Annotated in this window: 22 protein-coding genes and 2 pseudogenes; 4 read left to right on the top strand and 20 right to left on the bottom strand. The window is 46.9% G+C overall.

Features of this window, described 5'->3' with window-relative positions; genetic code table 11:
- Window positions 1-62: 62 nt before the first annotated feature.
- The 14 genes from F454_RS0110665 to F454_RS16750 all read right to left on the bottom strand — a co-directional run bounded on the left by F454_RS0110665 (window position 63) and on the right by F454_RS16750 (window position 12,213).
- On the bottom strand, window positions 63-743 hold the full coding sequence (locus tag F454_RS0110665) for an FkbM family methyltransferase (protein WP_018970648.1): 681 nt from the start codon (window positions 741-743) through the stop codon (window positions 63-65).
- A 50-nt stretch (window positions 744-793) separates the two neighbouring features.
- Entirely contained in the window at window positions 794-1,597 is an 804-nt protein-coding gene (locus tag F454_RS0110670; protein ID WP_018970649.1) for a WecB/TagA/CpsF family glycosyltransferase, read from the bottom strand.
- On the bottom strand, window positions 1,597-2,592 hold the full coding sequence (locus tag F454_RS0110675; RefSeq protein WP_018970650.1) for an NAD-dependent epimerase/dehydratase family protein: 996 nt from the start codon (window positions 2,590-2,592) through the stop codon (window positions 1,597-1,599). Before F454_RS0110675 ends, F454_RS0110670 begins: the two co-directional genes overlap by 1 nt.
- 7 nt (window positions 2,593-2,599) lie before the next feature.
- On the bottom strand, window positions 2,600-3,544 hold the full coding sequence (locus F454_RS0110680) for a hypothetical protein (protein WP_018970651.1): 945 nt from the start codon (window positions 3,542-3,544) through the stop codon (window positions 2,600-2,602).
- Window positions 3,541-4,533 (bottom strand): hypothetical protein, encoded by a 993-nt coding sequence (locus tag F454_RS0110685; protein ID WP_018970652.1) that lies wholly within the window; start codon window positions 4,531-4,533, stop codon window positions 3,541-3,543. Before F454_RS0110685 ends, F454_RS0110680 begins: the two co-directional genes overlap by 4 nt.
- Before the next feature lie 25 nt (window positions 4,534-4,558).
- A complete protein-coding gene (locus F454_RS0110690; protein WP_018970653.1) occupies window positions 4,559-5,521 on the bottom strand; it encodes a glycosyltransferase in 963 nt (320 codons plus the stop codon).
- A gap of 141 nt (window positions 5,522-5,662) precedes the next feature.
- A complete protein-coding gene (locus F454_RS0110695; protein ID WP_018970654.1) occupies window positions 5,663-6,589 on the bottom strand; it encodes a UDP-glucuronic acid decarboxylase family protein in 927 nt (308 codons plus the stop codon).
- 1 nt (window position 6,590) lies between these two features.
- Window positions 6,591-7,265, bottom strand: a complete 675-nt coding sequence (locus F454_RS0110700; protein ID WP_156817249.1) for a hypothetical protein — start codon at window positions 7,263-7,265, stop codon at window positions 6,591-6,593.
- 12 nt (window positions 7,266-7,277) lie between these two features.
- A complete protein-coding gene (locus F454_RS0110705) occupies window positions 7,278-8,459 on the bottom strand; it encodes a DegT/DnrJ/EryC1/StrS family aminotransferase (protein WP_018970656.1) in 1,182 nt (393 codons plus the stop codon).
- 14 nt (window positions 8,460-8,473) lie between these two features.
- Window positions 8,474-9,064: a PEP-CTERM sorting domain-containing protein gene (locus F454_RS0110710; RefSeq protein ID WP_018970657.1), complete on the bottom strand. Its 591-nt coding sequence runs from the start codon at window positions 9,062-9,064 to the stop codon at window positions 8,474-8,476.
- Window positions 9,065-9,163: 99 nt separating this feature from the next.
- Complete coding sequence (cysN, locus tag F454_RS0110715) at window positions 9,164-10,408, bottom strand: sulfate adenylyltransferase subunit CysN (protein ID WP_018970658.1); 1,245 nt, start codon at window positions 10,406-10,408, stop codon at window positions 9,164-9,166.
- A gap of 44 nt (window positions 10,409-10,452) precedes the next feature.
- Window positions 10,453-11,358, bottom strand: a complete 906-nt coding sequence (gene cysD / locus F454_RS0110720; protein ID WP_018970659.1) for a sulfate adenylyltransferase subunit CysD — start codon at window positions 11,356-11,358, stop codon at window positions 10,453-10,455.
- Between the two features lie 22 nt (window positions 11,359-11,380).
- Complete coding sequence (gene cysC / locus F454_RS0110725) at window positions 11,381-11,968, bottom strand: adenylyl-sulfate kinase (RefSeq protein WP_026292849.1); 588 nt, start codon at window positions 11,966-11,968, stop codon at window positions 11,381-11,383.
- Window positions 11,965-12,213 (bottom strand): DUF2061 domain-containing protein, encoded by a 249-nt coding sequence (locus F454_RS16750; RefSeq protein ID WP_083912973.1) that lies wholly within the window; start codon window positions 12,211-12,213, stop codon window positions 11,965-11,967. The genes cysC and F454_RS16750 overlap by 4 nt, the downstream gene beginning before the upstream one ends.
- A 973-nt stretch (window positions 12,214-13,186) precedes the next feature.
- Between F454_RS16750 and F454_RS0110735 the strand changes: the two genes are divergently transcribed.
- Window positions 13,187-14,188 (top strand): aspartate-semialdehyde dehydrogenase, encoded by a 1,002-nt coding sequence (locus F454_RS0110735; RefSeq protein ID WP_018970662.1) that lies wholly within the window; start codon window positions 13,187-13,189, stop codon window positions 14,186-14,188.
- 83 nt (window positions 14,189-14,271) lie between these two features.
- Window positions 14,272-15,156, top strand: a complete 885-nt coding sequence (locus F454_RS0110740) for a polyprenyl synthetase family protein (protein WP_018970663.1) — start codon at window positions 14,272-14,274, stop codon at window positions 15,154-15,156.
- Here the strand turns inward: F454_RS0110740 and F454_RS0110745 are convergent.
- Window positions 15,153-15,584 carry a (deoxy)nucleoside triphosphate pyrophosphohydrolase gene (locus F454_RS0110745; RefSeq protein ID WP_205619033.1) on the bottom strand — a complete coding sequence of 144 codons (432 nt, stop codon included), beginning with the start codon at window positions 15,582-15,584 and terminating at the stop codon, window positions 15,153-15,155. The two genes, F454_RS0110740 and F454_RS0110745, sit on opposite strands and share 4 nt — an antisense overlap.
- Before the next feature lie 61 nt (window positions 15,585-15,645).
- On the opposite strand from F454_RS0110745, the gene F454_RS0110750 reads away from it, so the two are divergent.
- Window positions 15,646-16,854 (top strand): hypothetical protein, encoded by a 1,209-nt coding sequence (locus F454_RS0110750; RefSeq protein ID WP_018970665.1) that lies wholly within the window; start codon window positions 15,646-15,648, stop codon window positions 16,852-16,854.
- A 1-nt stretch (window position 16,855) separates the two neighbouring features.
- Window positions 16,856-17,452, top strand: coding sequence for an RdgB/HAM1 family non-canonical purine NTP pyrophosphatase (gene rdgB / locus F454_RS0110755; RefSeq protein WP_018970666.1), 597 nt, complete (start codon window positions 16,856-16,858; stop codon window positions 17,450-17,452).
- A 10-nt stretch (window positions 17,453-17,462) separates the two neighbouring features.
- Here the strand turns inward: rdgB and F454_RS0110760 are convergent, their stop codons facing one another.
- The 5 genes and pseudogenes from F454_RS0110760 to F454_RS16150 all read right to left on the bottom strand — a co-directional run.
- The gene (locus tag F454_RS0110760; protein ID WP_018970667.1) at window positions 17,463-17,996 is read right to left on the bottom strand and encodes an NlpC/P60 family protein; all 534 of its coding nucleotides are present in this window, start codon (window positions 17,994-17,996) and stop codon (window positions 17,463-17,465) included.
- A 40-nt stretch (window positions 17,997-18,036) separates the two neighbouring features.
- Window positions 18,037-19,020: a peptidylprolyl isomerase gene (locus F454_RS0110765; protein ID WP_018970668.1), complete on the bottom strand. Its 984-nt coding sequence runs from the start codon at window positions 19,018-19,020 to the stop codon at window positions 18,037-18,039.
- Window positions 19,021-19,094: 74 nt separating this feature from the next.
- Window positions 19,095-19,316 (bottom strand): annotated as a pseudogene (locus F454_RS0110770) (GDP-L-fucose synthase); the annotation flags it as partial.
- Window positions 19,307-19,381, bottom strand: a pseudogene (locus F454_RS16755) (GDP-mannose 4,6-dehydratase); the annotation flags it as partial. The pseudogenes F454_RS0110770 and F454_RS16755, both read right to left, overlap by 10 nt.
- 48 nt (window positions 19,382-19,429) lie before the next feature.
- Window positions 19,430-19,820: integrase core domain-containing protein (locus F454_RS16150; RefSeq protein WP_018970670.1), on the bottom strand; the 391-nt coding region annotated here is incomplete at its 5' end.

Raw genomic sequence — 19,820 nt, forward strand, 5'->3', positions numbered from 1 at the left:
AATTAAAAAATGGTCAAAAAGAATAATCAGCAAAATTAAGATCTCGGGTTGTGTCACCACTTCTAAATTTTCAGGAAAAGACAATCACACTCATACTCTCTAGATCCTTTGATAAAACCTCGCTTTACTCCCCACAATACGAAACCTCGCTTTCTGAGGTATGATACCGTATCCTCTATCAACCATTGACGGTCATAAATGCGACTATATGAGCACTCCATGATAACTGCATCTATCCCTCCAAGAACTTCGCTCCCACCCTCAAGAACATCACGCTCAAACCCCTGAGTATCAACCTTTAAACATTTTTTTTTATACTTCGAGAAAAAATCATATTTACTTTCAAACTCCGAATTGAGAGTGGTGATGTCTATTTCTTCTTCACTATATACTAAATCAACTGCTCTCAACTTATTGAATGAAGAAAATCTGGTATCTGAATAAACTCTTATTACCTTTTTACCAATTTCATTGCCTAGAGCTTTGTTAACCATGGTATTTTTTAATCGATTACGCCTTGAATCCACAAGAACTCGATAAGGCATCTGACACGGTTCATAGGAGATTGTATCTCCTTTATAGCCAGACCTTTCTAATTCCTTAATGAACTGACCTTCATTAGCTCCAACATCAATCACCAAATCAAATGCGTGCTCACTAAGCACTTCTAAAAAGGGTCGATAATGACAGACATCCCACCCAAGACGGTTCAGCAACTTTCTGACCATGTTATTTTGGTTCATAATATATATATGTCATTTCCACAAAAAACTCTAAAGTTTAAACACTCTCATCAATACTTCTTAAGACCAAATAGTTGGAGGAATAGGTATACTAGGAAATACGAATTCGCATAAACGTAACGTTTCGCCAAGCGCTTAGGATCATTAAGCATGCGATAGAACCACTCAAGCCCACTCCGTTGAATCCACCTCGGTGCTTGTTTTACGCGCCCTGAATGAAAATCGAAGGCGGCCCCTACCCCCAACATGCAGAGCCCGTGCCCCCATGCATCAGTAAGTTTTGGATACTTATTCAAGAGATCACACATGAAGCGTTCCTGTTTAGGTGTACTCAAGCCCACCCACACATAATGAGGTTTTTCTCTCTGAAGTTCTTCGATAAATTGTGATTCCTCTAGCTCATTCAGCACCCTGAATGGCGGGGTACAAGCTCCTACTATCTGGAGGCCAGGCAGTCGGCTCTGAAGTTTTCTCTTTAGCTCTTGGGCTACTCCCTCTGCGCCACCATAGAGATAATGTTTCATCCCTTGCTGCCGGCCAGAGTCGAGTATCTCTAGCATCAGATCTGGGCCGTAGACTCGGTCAACTTGACCGCGACCGTACCATCGGCTGAGCCAGACCATGGGCATTCCATCGGGAGTGGAGAGAAAGGAACGATTGTGAATTTGAAGTAATTCCTCATCCTTCTGTGACTCCACCACACCGTGGACACCCGTAACGGTGACATAACCCTGAAATGCTGGTGTAGCTACAGCTTCAGAAATGATCTCGACAGCACTTTCAAGATTGATGGCACTGATACCAACTCCTAGTACATTGGTTCTCTCTGGTTGATCTATCGCCACGGCCTTCATTATTGAACCACTGATTCGCCCAACTTTCGGCGCTCGTATTGTTCTTTGATCCAATAGTAGGTTTTTTCCATTCCAGTATGGAGATCTATCTCTGGCTCCCAACCAAGGACTCGCTTGATTTCAGCGTTGTCTGAGTTGCGTCCACGTACCCCTTGAGGGGCGTCTAGGTTGTACTTACGCTTTACTTGTACGCCGGCGATATCTTCGACAATGTCGAGTAGTCCATTGATGGTGACGAGCTCAGAACGGCCCAAATTGAGCGGATCCGTATGGTCTGAAGCCATTAGTTTGTCGATTCCAGTGATACAATCATCGATGTACATGAAGGAACGGGTTTGCTCACCGTCGCCCCAGATCTCCATCTCCATATTGCCTGAGTCGATGCATTCGATCACCTTGCGACACATCGCCGCAGGTGCTTTCTCACGTCCACCATCCCAAGTACCAAAGGGACCGTAGACGTTATGAAAGCGGAATACTTTGGAGACAAAGTTGAAGTCTTCTTCAAAATTCTTGCACAAACGCTCAGAGAATAGCTTCTCCCAGCCGTAACCATTTTCAGGCATTGCTGGGTAGGCATCATTTTCTTTCAAGGCAACGATATCTGCACTCGTTTGCTTGTAGTCTGGATAGATGCAGGCACTGGATGAATAGAAGTATTTCTTCACGCCAAAATGCTTGGCCGCCATCAACATGTGGGTGTTGATGAGGACACTCAACATGCACAGACTCCTGTTATTTTCGATGAAGCCCATGCCGCCCATATTACAAGCCAAGCAATACACCTCATCACAACCTTCAATCAGCTCGTAACAGGCCTTCAACTCCTCCATATTGGCGGTGTGGTTTTCCGCTTCTTCATGGAGCTGGTACCATTCATGTTGTGGCTTGATGTCCGCCACGACCACATCGTGGCCGCGTGCAATCAACACACGTGCCAATTCTCCACCGATAAACCCGCCTCCACCTGCAACTAATATTCTTTGCTTTCTCATACTTTGATTAACTTATGAAGACCCCTAGAATAGGATTCAAACACTTTCTTTTAAAATTAAACACCTGGTCCACACAAAAACTAGACACATGGTGTAACAAAATACTTTGCTTTGTGTTCGATCCTACCCATCGATTCAAATGTGAGGCAACACGAGCCTTCACCCATTCTGACCTATATTTAACAAAATAACCTAGATCGTCATCATACTTCCCAACACTCCAGCTAGACCGTCCAGCTTTGGCTCGAACGGAATACATCGTGTAGGGAATAAATTGGATATACTTTTTCAATCCTTGGCGCTCATATTGAAGCTTAAGGAATTGTTCTAAATTCCAACGTTTATTCGAGCTCATCTCTTCAATTACGTCTTTCGGGTGACGGTCAAATACTCCATCACAAACGGAAAGCAGTCTTAGGATTTTATCGCTAGGGCAAATGATATGGCGGTCACATATCCCGCGGTAATGTTCGCCATTCAGAAAATAAATCGATTCTTCATCCAAACAACTCAACTCTACATGCTTTGATAAATGCATAAAGTCAGACCGCGTGATAATCACACGGTCATACTTTTCATGGATTCCACTTTCTACCAGCTTCTTCTTTAGGAACTCCCTAAAATAGATAAGGATTCCACCTGAACCAGAATGCTGACCCTCTCCTTTGATCCCACCAAGCCATTGATTTCGTATTTGCATCAGTTTGCGCCAGTCCGGATGGAGGTCGTCAACTACAGCCTCTAGGCCATCGCCCCAGTCATCATATTCGGGTGATTCCCATATTGCGACTGCGTCCTGATAAAGTGGGTTACTTTTATCCTCGAAATCATTATCAGCCACACACAACGCCACGTCACCTTGCACAACGTCTAAAAAATTCTCCCTAAAGCTATCATAAGTTAATTCAATCGCTCGGGTCTCAGCGAAAACAATAACAAGTGTTGAGTTCATTGTTTCATCCAGTTCTTGTGATGTTCTCTTGCCATCTCTTGGAAGCTAGAGTGCTCATAATGCTGGCGGTATAGCTTCCAGAATTTTTTAGTAGCCTCAGGCATAAGATCTTCAAACTTCTGGCCTAGTTTTAAAAAATCTAAGGTCTTTCGATAACCCATCACCTCAGCTTCCAGATTCGTAATTAAATCTTGGACATTGCGATCTTGGTAGACCGTAGCCTTTGCATAAATCACAGAGTCTGGGAAATAGCTTTGCAAAATGTATGCCCCCCAAATGTCATCCATTCTCCCGACAAACGGCAAGACTGCATAGTATGGAATCACCTCTCTAGCTAACAATGTGTTCTGAGAATTGAAAGGAGCTATTTGGCTCGATCCATACGGTTGCAGTAGGGGATCAAAACGAACAATTGGCTTATGCGTGAGCCTCGCCATTGCATCAATATCTGGATCCCCATCCCACAAGTTAGCTTGCACTAAGCAAGTCCTCTTCCTTTTTCCTTTATACTCAACCTGCAATCGAGTTGGCACATATTCAATAGGATAGCCCCTATGCCACACTTGATTATGCTCAGTTATAGACAATGGATCAAAGTAAGGCGATGAACTGCATTCATAACAATCATATTCGATCTCCTGTCCAATCAGTAGTCCTTGCCCCCAATGATCGTAGGGAATATTGTCATCATCGACTGTCGCAATAAGTTCAGCTTCAGCACTATAAGCATACACAAACCCTATATTTCTACGCTGAATCGTACACCACCCAATCGTTTCAGAGAGCTCAGGAAATATACTCTCCTGCGTATCGGGTGAAAGATACAAAACATTGGAGTACTTCCTATTTAGTTCTTCGTATTCAGCATGAGGAGTCTTAGTGTCCCCCACCACCAACAGAGTCCAATCTTTTAGTTTGTTTACAATCTCGCAGTACTTCAGTGTTGCCTCAGTAGGAGAATTGATTGTTGTCGTAACTATAAATTTCATAGATTAAAAATACACTAACAGTGATTTATAGCTTAGCAAGTTCACACCAAATTTTTTGAGCGACACTTTCTTTTTTGTTCTCTTGAGACACTAATTCCCAAGCTCCCTGCCTGATTTTTTTCTCTAACTCAGAGTCGCTTGATAATTGCTCAATCTTAGAGAGCAGCTCATCTAGGCTACAGTACATGAGGCAATTGACTCCGTCTTCCCATTTATGGATGATGGACTCCTGTGGGCTATTAATGATTGGAATTGCTCCAAGAGCCGCTGCTTCATACATCCTCCAAGTATGAAATCCATATCCCTGTATGGCAAAAACATAGGAATACTCAGAAAGTTTAGTTAAGTAATCTGAGTAATTTAAATAATCTCTTTCTATATCAACTCCAATTTTTAAATGATCAGAGTTATTTTCAGCCCAGTCCTTTGCGTTTATACGCAGCTTACAATGATAGCCTCCAGCCATAAAAATCCTATTCTTAGGCCTCTTAGCTCTATCATTCTCAGTTATCGATATAGGCATTGGCAATTCACCAAATCTCACATCTTCATCCTCCAATAATGCACTCAATAAATTTCTCTTCAAATACAATTCTGGACGAAGAACTGATATCACCTCCGAGCTCACATATGTATGGTCGCTATGATCAAAGACCACCCAATGTGTTGATAGTTTCCGACTCAGTCTATAGAGGAAATGCGAAATTACTGAGTAGTGACTAAGCCACTTAAAAATTAACTTACAAACTTTGACTTTAAAACTAACATACTTTAAGCGATTCACATGAATAGCTGGAATGACAACTACGTCATACCTGCCTATCAACAAGCACCAAAACATAGTAATTCGTGCGACCAATGAGGCAGATGAAAACTCGGGATCTGCCACCGGCTCTAGGCTTTCACCGATAGAAAACCAATCGACACTATTGCTGGCTGGAATCTGAGATGACAAATAACTATCAAATGAAAACTCAAGTACTCTCATATTCACCTTTCATTCTTTTTTACTAAGGGAAGACATTAATTTACCCAAAAAAACTCCCGATCTGATTAAATCTGATAAGCATCACACAGAGAAATGAATCTTACATTTTTTCAATTTGCTAACTCCTACGGTCTAGATTACTCACACCATCGTGCGAAAGTACTCGATGGTTCGGTTGAGCCCTTGATCTAGGTTGATGGTGGGTTGCCAGTCGAGATGCTTGCCGGCGAGGGAGATATCGGGTTGACGTTGTTTGGGATCATCACCAGGGAGTGGATGGAAAGTGAGCTTTGATTTACCTCCTACCTTTTCGATCACCTTTTCGGCGAGCTCGAGCATGGTGAACTCGTTCGGGTTGCCTATGTTGATTGGGCCAGTTACCTCATCTTGATTCATGAGACGTACGAAACCTTCGATGAGGTCATCGACGTAGCAAAATGAACGTGTTTGCAGGCCATCGCCATAGATGGTAATGTTTTCACCACGTAGAGCTTGGACGATGAAGTTAGAAACCACACGTCCATCATCAGGGTTCATGCGCGGCCCATAGGTGTTGAAAATGCGGACCACTCGGATGTCTACTCCATTCTGGCGGTGGTAGTCGAAGAACAGCGTCTCAGCAACGCGCTTGCCTTCATCATAACAGGAACGGATGCCGATCGGGTTGACATTGCCCCAGTATTCTTCTGGTTGCGGGTGCACGTGGGGATCGCCATAGACTTCGGAAGTGGAAGCCTGGAAGACCCTAGCTTTGACACGTTTGGCCAGGCCAAGGCTATTGATCGCGCCCATGACTGAGGTCTTGGTAGTCTTGATCGGGTTGTGTTGGTAGTGGGGTGGTGACGCCGGACAGGCAAGGTTGTAGATTTGATCAACTTCAAACTTAAAGGGGTCGATCACATCATGACGAATCAGCTCGAAATTCGGATTCGGTAATAAATGGGCGATATTTCGCTTAAACCCAGTGAAAAAGTTATCTAAGCAAAGGACTTCGTGCCCTTGGCTGAGGAGTCGCTCGCAGAGATGGGAGCCTAGAAATCCGGCTCCGCCAGTGATGAGAATACGCATATTATTTATCTTTAACTTTTGAAAATCGGATACCTGTATTTATAATTGGCGATCTAAACCCAAATATACGAGTCAACAGCTTATACATGTATATTCTAGCCTTAGACCTCTTGGGCGTTGGTGCTAGTTTCTTGTTTATTGCAGCCAAACCAAGATGTTTTTCAATTTTGTGGAGCAACACATCAATTGAATTAATATCAATGAGTTCATTAAATTCAATTTCCAAAGGATCAAAACTAGCCCAGTATTCCCTAAATTTTTGATCAACTTGAGCATATTCTTTCAGGGTTTGGCTCAACTCAAACATTTCATTATATGACTTAAGAGAATCCTCCAACTTTCTATGGATACAAATCACCTTAAGATCAGTAAATTCTTGCAAAGACTCTAGGCGTTGGTTCTGAGTGTCATTTTCACCTTCATGCGGGTAATGAGTTTTGATTAGTTGTCCGTGCATCAATCCACCAAATTGCTGAGTCGATAGATCAAATTTATCAAAATTCACATACAGAGGATTAGCTTGAAACTCAACAAAGTTATTCAAAACCGTATCTATCATTAAATGCGTCCCAGATCTTGGCAAGGTAGCGACAACAACGCAGACACCTTCTCTTGCTCTCAGTGTATTGGGTCGAGCTACTACAATCCTATTGGTTGGAGATAGGAAATTTTTCAAATTATTACTCCTTTAGTTCTTAATGAAGTTCTGAATTTCAGTAATCACTTCATCTTTCTGCTCCTTTGAGAGCTCTGGGTATACTGGTATGCTTATGACCTCTTCCGCTAACATCTCACTCACAGGCAGAGCAGTCTTACTCAAACCGTCAAAACATTCTTGCTGATGCAGTGGCACTGGATAGTAGGTGTCGCAACCAATACCCTTTTCAGTAAGAAATGCCTTCATGGCGTCTCGCTTCCCATTTAGCACGCGGATCGTGAACTGGTTCCAAATGTGTTCATTATGCTCATAGGAAACTGGCAGAACTAACTGAGTCCCTTCAGTGATAAGCTGCTGGCGTTGCTGCTCAGCACAGCCGCAATGGCTGGGATCAGCCTGCACGACACCTGATAGTTTTACCAGTTGCTCAATGTAATATGCTGCATTCGCTTGGCGTCTCTGGGTATACGTCTCATACTCCCTCAACTTCACTCGAAGAAGTGCCGCCTGCAGTGCGTCGCACCTGAAGTTACCACCAACCAATTTATGGTAGTATTTAGGGCTCATACCATGGTTTCGGAGCATCAGAGCCTTCTCAGCTAGCGCATCATCATTGGTGACCAGCATGCCGCCATCGCCAAAACCACCAAGGTTTTTCGAAGGGAAAAACGAATAGGTTCCAAAGTCCCCGATTGAGCCAACGCCACGCCCTCTGAATGTGGCACCAATAGCCTGCGCTCCGTCTTCAATCACCTTAAGGTCATGCTCATAAGCCAACTCCATCACAGCATCCATATTGGCAGCCTGCCCAAACAAATGCACTGGAATGACCGCTTTCGTCTTGGAGCTGAGCTTCGACTTGGCATCTTCGATATCAATGTTGAAGCAGACGGGGCAGCAATCCACAAAGACTGGAGTAGCCCCAGTACGAGCAATGCACCCAGCAGTTGCAAAAAATGTGAATGAGGGGCACAGCACTTCATCTCCTTCGCCAAGCCCCAAGACCATCAATGCCAATAGGATGGCATCAGTCCCGGACGAAACACTAATTCCGTGCTTAGCGCCCACCATTTCAGCCACCTCGCTCTCAAAGGCTTCCATTTCCTCCCCCATGATGAAGCGCCCAGACTGGAGCACTTTCTCGAAGGTCTTTATTAACTCCTCTTGGAGCGGTAAGTTCTGAGCATTAACATCTAATAGCGGGACTGGCATCGACTAAAAACTGGTTACTCATTGGTCTCAAACCAACGACGTCTCCTAGTCAACATACCCACGGCGCCAATAGCTAGCAAAATTGTCAATTTAGGCTCAGGAATTACACTCAATTGCATCTGCTCCAAATAAACACTGGCCGAAGGATCACTAACCCTAAGCTGTAGCTCCTGCCCAACTAGCACGTTGAACACCGTACTCGGCTGCCAGAGATCTAATGTGCCATTGAAATCACTAACCCCAGTAAAATAGTTGTTTGTCCCGTTCGGGGTCACAATCTGAACTCCATCGGTGACATCTGCCCCCACCCCACCAAAATCAATAAAATCCAAGCGCACATCGACATCAAAACCTATCGTCAAGACCTCACCTGCATCCAAGAAGCTATCCGCAACACCAAATTCATCCACGTTCGAGTTCAGATTACCGCCGATTGCTTCGACCGTCATGTTGAACGCTGTACTAACATCCGGGTCAAACAAGCCGACTGACACCGAAGTGCTACTATCATACACCCCTGATTGATTCCTAAAATCTACGACGACAGCCGCCATTCCACACAGGGGAGTGAACAGCGCCACAAACATTGTTGGGAGAAAACGCATAATGACTACCTAACAGAATTAGGTAGTCATTTCCAATTAATTCTAACATTTTGTTAGAATTGTAACAAAAGGGTTCTCCCCCCCCCTGCAAGATAGCGCTTAGATAATCATGCCCGCAGCAACAGTCTCATTAGTGCCAGCATCAATTAAGATGAATGAACCTGTGTGGCGGTTCTTGTTGTATGAATCAAGATGCAATGCCTTCGCTGTACGCACCTTGATACGGCCGATGTCGTTCATGCTAAGTTGTTGTGGACTCTCTTGCTTATGGAATGTGTTCACATCCACTTGGTAATCGAGAGATTGCACCATAGCTTTGGTTTCTTGCTCAGTGTGACGGATGATGTATTTCCCGCGCACCGCTAGAGGTCTCTCAGAGAACCAACAAACCATTGCCTCAATGTCTTGTGTGGACTTTGGTGGATTATTTGGCTTCACAATCATATCGCCACGCGAAATATCGATTTCATCGTCCAAGGTGATGGTGACAGACTGAGGCGAAAATGCCTCTTCCAACTCCCCATCCGCTGTGTGGATCGACTTAATGGTACTCTTAAAACCAGATGGAAGCGCTAACACCTCATCGCCAGCTTTGAACACACCGCCAGCCACACGACCAGCAAAACCGCGGAAGTCATGCCATTCGTTAGAATGAGGACGGATCACCCACTGGACAGGGAAGCGAGCCTCCACATGATTCTCTACACCACCGACGTATACCGACTCTAGGTAGTAAAGCAATGAACCGCCCTGATACCAAGGCATATGCTCAGACTTATCGACCACATTATCGCCGCGGAGTGCGGAAATGGGTATCGGGTGAATGTTCACCAAATTACCCAAGCGTGATGCCAATTCAGAATACTCTTCGATGATCTCGTTGTAACGCTCCTCAGAGTAATCCACCAAGTCCATCTTATTCACAGCCACCACCACATGCTGAATACGTAGTAAGTTAGCGATGAAGGTGTGGCGCTTTGTTTGCTCAATCACCCCCTTACGAGCATCGATCAGAATGATTGCGAGGTCAGCCGTAGACGCCCCTGTCACCATGTTGCGGGTGTATTGGATGTGCCCAGGAGTATCGGAGATGATGAACTTGCGCTTTGGTGTCGCGAAATAACGGTATGCCACGTCAATGGTAATACCCTGCTCGCGCTCTGCCTTCAGGCCATCAGTGAGAAGGGCTAGATTCACCTCTTCATCCCCACGCTTCTTAGAGCTGTTCTCTACAGCTTCTAGCTGATCTTCAAAAATCGACTTTGAATCATATAGCAGACGACCAATGAGGGTCGACTTGCCATCATCTACAGAACCTGCAGTTGTAAAACGTAATAAATCCATAAAATTGTTGTGTTAATCTGTTTCGTTAAATGATCGCAAATGGCCTAAAAGTAACCCTCTTTCTTGCGGTCTTCCATAGAGGTTTCAGAACGCTTGTCGTCTGCACGGTTGCCACGCTCAGTTTGACGAGCCGCTGCCACTTCATCGATGATCGCATCAAAATCAGTAGCGGTGGACTCCACAGCGCCAGTAATAGTTGCATCACCCATCGTGCGGAAACGAATACTCTTCTTCTCAATCACTTCCCCATCGCGTGGAGACACAAATTCAGAGATTGCAAGGATCGTACCGTTGCGTGTGAGACACTCGCGTTCGTCAGCAAAGTAGAGGCTTGGGAGGTCGATATTCTCCTCCTTGATGTACTGCCAGATATCCATCTCTGTCCAGTTTGAGAGAGGGAACACACGGAAGTGCTCTCCTTGATGCTTACGTCCATTAAATAGATTCCAGAGCTCAGGGCGCTGGTTCTTTGGATCCCACTGCCCAAAGTCATCACGATGTGAGAAAAAGCGCTCTTTCGCGCGAGCTTTCTCCTCATCACGACGTCCACCGCCAAGACAAGCATCATAACCATTTGTCTCGATAGTATCTAGCAAGGTGACCGTCTGTAGCGCATTGCGACTCGCGTCTGGACCAGTTTCCTCTTGCACTTTACCTTCGTCGATAGACTGCTGCACGGAACCAACCACAAGATTCGCGCCGATTTTTTCAGCATAACGATCACGGAACTCGATTGTCTCAGGGAAGTTGTGACCAGTATCCACATGAACCAACGGAAAAGGCAAACGTGCTGGATGGAAGGCCTTGTAAGCGAGGTGTGCCATCACGATAGAATCCTTACCTCCAGAGAAAAGAAGAGCTGGATTTTCAAACTGAGCAGCGGTCTCGCGCAAAACGTACATCGCTTCCGCTTCAAGCTGTTTTAAGTGACTTAGATTGTAATTAGACATAGTTAGTTTCTTTGAAATTTAGTTAGATTAGAGGAGTAATGTTATTCAGAAGCTCGGCAAGGCTTTCATCCACCGTCTGAGCTTCTGTCTGGATAATCAAATCTGCACGATCTGGCTCTTCGAAGTTTGAACTCTTTCCTGAAAAGTTTGCCACTTTGCCCGCATTTGCTTTGGCGTAGAGCCCTTTGACGTCGCGTTCTTGGCATGCCTCGAATGAGGCTTTCACGTAAACTTCTAGGTACTGATCATCTCCTAATATCTCGCGCACCTGTGATCGGAACGTATTTTGCGGGGTGATCAAAGATACCAGTACGATTGCTCCATTGTGCCTCAGAAGCTTCGCCAACTCTGCAGCACGCCGGATATTTTCATTCCGGTCTTCATCACTGAAACCAAGACCTGCGTTCAAACCGCTGCGTAAGTTGTCGCCATCAAGCATCGTCACGTAGCGTCCTTGCTGGTGCAGGGCCTTCTCAGCAGCATTCGCAATGGTTGACTTACCAGAACCAGAAAGGCCGTACATCCACACCACCAAGCCACGCTGCCCTAGCAGCTCCTCTTTGGCCGATTGTGGCAACTGCCTCTCGTATTCAGGATAAATATCACTCATGCCCGTGCTTTCGTTAGTTTTGATTTCACCTTGGATACCTGAATAGGCCCCCAAGCCCATGCTCTTTCGTGCATGTAGTAAATGCCGAACTTCAAGACAAACTCAATGCCGGCAATTTGACTGGCAGTCTCTAGGCTTCCAGTCAACCCCCATGAAATAAGGTAAGTCGTCAATGTCGCAAGACACCTCCAAGTGAGGCCCTTCGCCACACTCTTCCATCGACTGTCTGGTTGCTGATTCTCCATGTCGTGATTGGCAATAACCGCGACACGCGAACTTGGCAAGAACTATTTCCTTACAATCCTACCTAAATTAGTAATGATTAGGAGATACTCCAGCTAGCATCCACTCATTCAACCACACGCAATGTACGCCCAACAGCTTGCATGGTGCGGCCAGTAGTCTGACAACTCACCAAACCAAAAATCGAAAACGCCAATGCAATATATACCACTCGCTTCATAAGCAAAAAAGCCACCGCGGCTACATACCGACGGTGGCTAGAAAAAGAATGTTAACTATTTACCAGGTGTCACAGGCACTGGTGCCGGGGTCACATCTGAGAAACACGGAAGCTTACGAAGCTTTGGTGGCTTGGATTCACTAGAACAGCAGCAAGAGCTCAAAATAGTAGAAGCTGCAAGCCCGGCAGCAATGGTGAGTAGGTTGATTTTTTTCATATGCTTGGAGTAATATCGCTATGCATCTTGCCGCCCTCAGACACGAGGGCAAGAAAAAAGCAGACCATCACGAGGAAAAGCCTGCTTCCTTCTTAATCAGTAGCAGTAAATTACTTTACTGGCGCCACTGGTACTGGTGCTGGCTCTGGCTCAGAGCTGCATGAAGTGGAAACTGCGAGACCAACAGCTGCTGCTGCGATAGCGATCATTTTTACGATTTTCATAACTAGTTATTTCTTTGGTTTTTTATTCGATGCTTGAGGCTGAGTGAATCCCAGACTCATGCATGTTGTAAATCACTCCAAACATGTGTTAGAACAATTACGAACTTATACTAACACGCCTTTCTCTCTCTGCACCCTTTTTTTGTAATAAAAATCAGATTTTGTGAGACTCAACCTACTTCAAACCAAGAATAAGCTCTGTCTCCATAGGCCCTTCGCGTCCATAAACCACAGAATTTAGAGTTAGAAAGATCAAGGTTTGCCATTTACAAAGAATGCAGTAGGGTCTGCGCCAGTAACACATTATTCAAAAAATGAAAGAAGCCAAACACATTGCAATTGTAGGTGCTACTGGTGCCGTAGGTGAAGAAATGCTCGCATGCCTCGATCAGCGCAACTTCCCGATTAGCAAGCTCACATTGCTTGCCTCAGCTCGCTCAGCTGGCAAAACAATTGAATTCCGTGGCGAAGCAATCACCGTTCAGGAGCTCACTCACGATTCCTTTGAAAGTGTGGACATTGCGCTTTTTGCTGCCGGAGGCGGCACCTCACTCGAATACGCTCCATCAGCAGCCAAGGCCGGCGCAATCGTGGTAGACAATTCATCCGCATACCGCATGGATGATGAAGTTCCATTGATCGTTCCTGAAATCAATCCGGAGGCAGCCAATGATGCGGAAAAAGGCATCATTGCAAACCCTAACTGCACCACCATCATCTCCTTGATGGCGCTGTTCCCATTGCACAAAAAATACGGTCTCAAGTCGATCATTGCATCTTCATACCAAGCTGTATCCGGCTCTGGCGCTCAGGGCATCGCTGAACTGAAGCAGCAAACTGAAGCACTGGCGAATGGAGGAGAAATCATCTCTGAAGTATACCCTACACAGATTGCGTTCAACGTCATCCCACAAGTAGACCTCTTCAAACCTGACCATTACACCAAAGAGGAACTCAAGATGCTCAATGAAGCGCGTAAGATCCTCAACCTTCCAGAACTCAAGGTCACATGCACATGTGTGCGTGTGCCAGTCTATCGCTCTCACTCTGTGTCCATCAGTGCAGCCTTTAAGAACAAGCCAAGCGTAGAAGATGCCCGCGCCGTATACGCCGACTATCCAGGCGTGAATGCTAAAGACGACCCTGAGAAGAACCTCTTCCCAACCCCTCTCGACACCACTCTCAAGGACGACTGCCTTGTAGGCCGTATCCGCGAGGATAAAGTACTCGATAATGCTCTCGCCCTATGGGTTGTGGGTGATCAGGTTCGCAAAGGAGCTGCTCTCAATGCAGTGCAGATTGCCGAGATCCTCTAAACAATTAGACCCTGTAGATCGCTGGTCTTTGCAGGCTACGCTCCAGCAGATACCAGCGAGCACTACACCCTCAACACCTTCCCATGAGCGACCTCAAAGAATGGCTCAAAGCCCAGCAGGATAAAGTCGACACCAAACTCGACGCCCTCCTGCCCTCAGCAAGCACTAGCCCCAGCACGATTCACGAGGCCATGCGCTACAGTGTCTTCGCTGGCGGCAAACGCCTCAGACCCATTCTTTGCCTCGCTGCTTCCCAGGCTTGCGGAGGTGAACAGGAAGCAGCACTCTACCCAGCCTGTGCGGTGGAAGTGATGCACACATACTCACTCGTCCATGATGACCTACCGTGCATGGATGATGATGATTTGCGCCGAGGCCGCCCAACCAGCCATGTTGTCTACGGCGAAGGCGTCGCCGTCCTGACTGGAGATGCACTCCTCACTGAGGCTTTCACCATGGTGGCCCACACCCCTAGTTGCGAACGATATTCTGCTGCAGATTACGTGCTAGAGTTCTCAGAGACAGGTGGCAGCAAGAAGCTCATTGGCGGTCAGATTCTTGACCTCGAAGGAGAAGGTCAGAACCTCAACCAAGAACAATTGGTGCAAATTCATGAAGCAAAAACCGCAGCACTTCTCTGCAGCTCTCTAAGGCTCGGAGGCATGAGCGCCAATTGCACCTCAGAGCAACTTCAAGCACTCACCAGCTTTGGCTACAACCTGGGTCTCGCGTTTCAGGTCATTGATGACATTCTAGATGTCACACAAACCACAGAACAATTAGGGAAAACTGCAGGAAAGGACGAATCGGTCGAGAAATCCACATACCCTGCCATTCTCGGCCTCGAAGAGTCTAAGTTAGAGGCAACACGCCTCACCACCTTAGCACTAGAGGCACTGCAACCGCTAGGTGATAGAGCCATGAGACTCGAGCAGATCGCCCGCCACATGCTCGTGCGCGAATTCTAACGCTCTTCTGACTGTAGCTCGGTAGCAATAGGCTGGTCCGCTGGAGCCAAGTCGTAAGCACCCAGCTGAGCCACGTCCACCCAAGCCAGCTCGGCATGCTCGAGCGCCTGAGGTTGAACTTCGGCATCGCATAGTCGACAACGGTATGGTTTCAGACGAATCGTAAAATCGGGATACTTGTGGACCACTGTACTGAGTCCATCACCCACCTCCACCACGCAGGCTAATTCCTCAGATATTTCACGAATAAGCGCCACCGAATCACTCTCGCCGGCCTCCACTTTCCCACCTGGAAACTCCCACAATCCAGCATGAGACATCCCCTCTGCTCTCTTACAAATCAACACGTGCCCCTGACGGTCCATCAACACGGCACATACCACATCCATCACCATACCCGAGACTAACTCTTTCGCTCGGGCATTCAAGATGAACTAATAGGACCAATCAACTCTTGTCACCATTCCCAACTCCAGCTAATTGATAGAAATGAAATTGAGCCAACTAGTCGCCCCACTCGCCCTCGGACTAGCTAGTATTGTATCCGCCCAATCCCGCATGCCTGAAGTGGAGCAACCGCCAAGCTTCCGAGCCTCCGAAATCCTCCCCCCCGAACTCATTAAAAGTTCACTCCATCGCATCCGAGAACATTGCCCGAGTGACGGCTTCATGATCCATTTCCAGATCGACACAAACTTCGGCGAAATCAAATGTCACGGGATGAACCAACTTGCCGAGACAATCAACGAACTGCGAGCAATCAAATCCCTCGCGACAACCAGTCACAGCGATAGTTTCGCACAAGCGATGGCTCAAGTTTCATCCCCTCCTGAAGCCAACACCCCTAATGCTCCTTCCCTCCCTCGCCTCAGTGTCTCGCATTTCTTTCAAAACACGGCTGCAAGCTCTAGCAAAAACCAAGCAACCACTTCTGCCGACAATAGCAAGAAAAGCACAGCGCCTAATAAGAAAGCCTCCAAAGCAAAGGCTGGTGATTGGATCAAAACTAAGCTTCGTTGTGCGAAGACACTAGGTATCAACCCATACACAAGCAACAGCGTCCTTCAGCGCCAACTCGATAAAGTCAGCTGGGTATTCCACAACAGCAACGAAAAGCTTGAGATAAAACAACGGGAGATCCCGTCGAATATCGCGAGCTTGATGGATGCCAGACACACCACGGGGCTCCCTAACGACATCTACACGAAAACCCCTTCAGAACTGCTTATCGCCGACCGCAATTCCTTGCTCAAAATGGGGGCTCCCGAGCCACTCATTGATGGAGTATTACTCAACATCGATCTAAGCACCTCACTCAGACATAGCCTCATAGAGGCACTCAAGAAACTCCCAGCTGCTGGCGATCGATTCAACATCCTGGGGATCGCTGCTGACTGCACCTCTCATGAGCAGGCTAGGTACCTGAATCAAGTCATGGTGAAGCTAGCTGCTCAACACAAACTCACACCATACCAATCGCTCACTATCGTAGCCAAAATGCCCGCTGGCATCACTGCTGATGGACATCTGGATGTCGTCGCCCCAGTGGATTACATTTCATGGACCCCACGCCTGATAGAATTTGCTAGAACCCCAAAACAACCAGGAATCAACTACCGAGCTCGAATCTTTGGACAAATTAGCCCCACTGCCAAAGCGGGCTTCCAAGCTTCCGGATGGACCGTCATTACCAAGTAATATGCACCCACTACTCATCGCTACCAACAACAGCCACAAAACCGAGGAAATCGCCGCAATTCTCGGCTCAACCTTTCAGGTCAAAGACCTCAGCTCAGGGTCATTTCCCAAAGTGGCTGAAACCGGAACCACCTTCCTAGAGAACGCGACCCTAAAGGCCGTGGAAATCAGTAAACTGACTGAAGGATGGGTGCTATCAGACGATTCAGGGCTCGAAGTAGACGCACTACATGGTGAGCCCGGAGTTTATTCCTCCCGTTACGCCGGTTCTGATGGAGATGATGCAGCCAACAATGCAAAGCTCATGCGTGAGCTCGCCAAACTCCCATCAGACACTGCACGCACAGCACGTTTCCGATGCGTGATCGTGATCGCCAAAAACGGAGAACGACTGGCACACTTCTCAGGCTCTGTCGAGGGATCCATCGTGCTTGCATCAGACGGAGATCACGGGTTTGGCTACGACCCACACTTCCAACCTGAGGGCTTCGATAAGACATTTGCACAGCTCCCCACCGAAGTGAAAAACTCGCTGAGCCACAGAGCACGCGCGATGGCACAAGCAAGCCCCTGGCTCATGGAGCAAGTCGAAGCCTAAACCATCCGCCCTAAAGCCCCCAAGGGTGGCGGACGTAATAGCCCTTCAAACCACGTCGCCAAGGCTTCCACTGAGGCCCAGTCGAAGCCCTTGTACCACCAGTATCAAAGCGGAGGCCACAAATCTCCATAAACACATGGCCTTTCTTCACGTAGACCGTCACGTAATCGCCATAGCCCTTTCGGCCATATTTAAAAAATTCCGAGGAAACCATGGTTTTATCCAGCTTACCTCCCTTATGCAGCACGTAAGACACGGCACCTGAACAATCGTAACCACGATCATAAAAGCTCCGATGTCCGCCACCATAGCGGTATGGCTTCCCTACTAAATCATTTGCAGCTGCCACCATCTTGTGAACACTGCGGGGCGCCGAAGGAGGAGCCTGCGCTTTACCGTCAGCACCAATGTAGGCCGTCTTACCATAAACAAAGTGATGTTTCAGGTAGCGCTCTTGAGCTTTCACCTGGGATGAGCAAGAGCTAGCCAGCAAGGCGATCGCGAACGCTCCAAGTGTGAGCAATACAATGCGCACAGTCGGCATGGGGGATGCTGGACAATCGGAGACTCCCATACCCTCTAACTCACATCTTGCGAACGATCATTGCTTTGCGCTTGAGATCTGTGATCCAGCGCTGGTAGCGAGCTGATGACTTTTCACGTTCAACATTGCGCCTCACCAAGTTTCTCACCTCTGGATCACTCAAGGCTGGCGATGGCCCGAGCACCTTCTTGTTCACCACAATGATGTGAAAGCCACCAGCATCTTCCAGTGGTCCAAGAACAGTGCCCGTAGGCTCTTCAAAGATCATGGTCGCAATCACTGGGGATAAATCCACACGTTGCACTTCTGTGTGAAGTCCGCCTTCATCAGCCCAAGCATCCTTAGAATACTCAAGTGCCAACTCAGCAAAGTCCGCACCATCTTTGAGCTGAGCCACGATACTTTCGGTGATCTCAAGCTGGTTCTCAGGAGTAGACAGAAGGTTGTCTTCATCAATCTTTGGAATGTAGATTTTCTGGAAATCGCATTGATCTTTTGAGGTGTCGCGCAATTCCTGGCTCATCTTCTTGTACTCTTGGCGCAGTTCTTCTGGCGTCGCTGGTGGCGTGTCGGAAAATTGCTGAGCTCGCATCGCCTGTACGATCAATTGGCGATGAATGAGTTCACGGTACTTCTTGAAAGACAGACCCTTAGACTGCAGCTCCTCTCGGAACAAATTCACATTATTATTGTAATCTGCGCGCACCTTGCGGCGGATCTCAGAGTCAATGATGTGCTCTGGAATTTGCGCCCCAATGTCATTGAATTCATAGAGCACCAACTCGCGCTCAATCAATTCATTCAGAATATTATTTCGAGCTTCCTCTAGTTCTTTGAAATACGTGGGAGTCTTGCGCGGGTACTTGGTGGCTAGATACGAACGGATCGGAGCCAGCGCAAAGGCGACTTCATTTTTAGTCACCACCCTTCCGTTAATCTTCGCTGCGATACCATTGAGCTCGATCGCTGAGGCAAGTGCTGCACTCAGTACGAGGGGAATAAGGATAGATATGAGATGCTTCATCTTCTTAACTGCTAATGCGTCTACCAAAGACGTAGACCGAAATCCGAACAATGAAAAGCGAGAATGTCTCCTATTCAGCTTCTCACATGGTCTTGCTCCAGAAACCATGCATAGGTTTTCTTGAGACCCTGTTCGAGACTAAGATCATATTGCCACCCCAGCGCCTTGAGACGTCTCACATCCATCAACTTTCGTGGCGTGCCATCTGGCTTAGTAGTATCAAAAATCAAAGCACCATCAAAACCAACGACCGCCTTCATCGTTTCCGCTAACTCACGGATGGTACAATCTTCGCCACAGCATAGGATGAACGAGGATGAAATGGTGTCGTTTCAGTCTGTGGAATTTCCTGCACCTCTCCATTGTAAGCCTCCCCGTCAATGACACAGTCTAAAAGTATAGTTTTCTGTTAGTTGAGTGAGCGTCGGCAGACGCTCAGAGGTAAGTTATTTAGAGAGTCGTGGGGACGCTCCTCATTATAGTTGATCATCCAAGAATGAACAATCTCACGTACTTGGGTTAGCGATCCAAATAGATGAGCATCCAGCACTTCTCGCCTCATGGTTCGGTTAAAACGCTCAATGAAGGCGTTCTGTGTTGGTTTTCCTGGCTGGATATAATGAAGGTTGATATTACGAGTTTCACACCAAGCTAAGAGTTTGGATGAGATAAATTCTGGACCATTATCTACACGAATTTGCTGAGGTAATGGACGACTCTCGGCAATCTGCTCAAGCACCCGAATAACTCGATCTGTTGGGAGAGAGGTGTCCACTTCAATGGCTAAAGCTTCTCGAACT

The sequence above is a fragment of the Rubritalea marina DSM 17716 genome, assembly GCF_000378105.1.
Lineage (GTDB): Bacteria > Verrucomicrobiota > Verrucomicrobiia > Verrucomicrobiales > Akkermansiaceae > Rubritalea > Rubritalea marina.

What these genes read in the sequence shown, in the direction of transcription:
- cysD (WP_018970659.1), bottom strand. Translation starts at nt 11,358, where the DNA reads ATGTCTAATTACAATCTAAGTCACTTAAAACAGCTTGAAGCGGAAGCG.
- F454_RS0110670 (WP_018970649.1), bottom strand. Translation starts at nt 1,597, where the DNA reads ATGAAGGCCGTGGCGATAGATCAACCAGAGAGAACCAATGTACTAGGA.
- F454_RS0110740 (WP_018970663.1), top strand. Translation starts at nt 14,272, where the DNA reads ATGAGCGACCTCAAAGAATGGCTCAAAGCCCAGCAGGATAAAGTCGAC.
- rdgB (WP_018970666.1), top strand. Translation starts at nt 16,856, where the DNA reads ATGCACCCACTACTCATCGCTACCAACAACAGCCACAAAACCGAGGAA.
- cysC (WP_026292849.1), bottom strand. Translation starts at nt 11,968, where the DNA reads ATGAGTGATATTTATCCTGAATACGAGAGGCAGTTGCCACAATCGGCC.
- F454_RS0110705 (WP_018970656.1), bottom strand. Translation starts at nt 8,459, where the DNA reads ATGCCAGTCCCGCTATTAGATGTTAATGCTCAGAACTTACCGCTCCAA.
- F454_RS0110665 (WP_018970648.1), bottom strand. Translation starts at nt 743, where the DNA reads ATGAACCAAAATAACATGGTCAGAAAGTTGCTGAACCGTCTTGGGTGG.
- F454_RS0110710 (WP_018970657.1), bottom strand. Translation starts at nt 9,064, where the DNA reads ATGCGTTTTCTCCCAACAATGTTTGTGGCGCTGTTCACTCCCCTGTGT.
- F454_RS16750 (WP_083912973.1), bottom strand. Translation starts at nt 12,213, where the DNA reads ATGGAGAATCAGCAACCAGACAGTCGATGGAAGAGTGTGGCGAAGGGC.
- F454_RS0110695 (WP_018970654.1), bottom strand. Translation starts at nt 6,589, where the DNA reads ATGCGTATTCTCATCACTGGCGGAGCCGGATTTCTAGGCTCCCATCTC.
- F454_RS0110675 (WP_018970650.1), bottom strand. Translation starts at nt 2,592, where the DNA reads ATGAGAAAGCAAAGAATATTAGTTGCAGGTGGAGGCGGGTTTATCGGT.
- F454_RS0110765 (WP_018970668.1), bottom strand. Translation starts at nt 19,020, where the DNA reads ATGAAGCATCTCATATCTATCCTTATTCCCCTCGTACTGAGTGCAGCA.
- F454_RS0110680 (WP_018970651.1), bottom strand. Translation starts at nt 3,544, where the DNA reads ATGAACTCAACACTTGTTATTGTTTTCGCTGAGACCCGAGCGATTGAA.
- F454_RS0110735 (WP_018970662.1), top strand. Translation starts at nt 13,187, where the DNA reads ATGAAAGAAGCCAAACACATTGCAATTGTAGGTGCTACTGGTGCCGTA.
- F454_RS0110685 (WP_018970652.1), bottom strand. Translation starts at nt 4,533, where the DNA reads ATGAAATTTATAGTTACGACAACAATCAATTCTCCTACTGAGGCAACA.
- cysN (WP_018970658.1), bottom strand. Translation starts at nt 10,408, where the DNA reads ATGGATTTATTACGTTTTACAACTGCAGGTTCTGTAGATGATGGCAAG.
- F454_RS0110760 (WP_018970667.1), bottom strand. Translation starts at nt 17,996, where the DNA reads ATGCCGACTGTGCGCATTGTATTGCTCACACTTGGAGCGTTCGCGATC.
- F454_RS0110690 (WP_018970653.1), bottom strand. Translation starts at nt 5,521, where the DNA reads ATGAGAGTACTTGAGTTTTCATTTGATAGTTATTTGTCATCTCAGATT.
- F454_RS0110750 (WP_018970665.1), top strand. Translation starts at nt 15,646, where the DNA reads ATGAAATTGAGCCAACTAGTCGCCCCACTCGCCCTCGGACTAGCTAGT.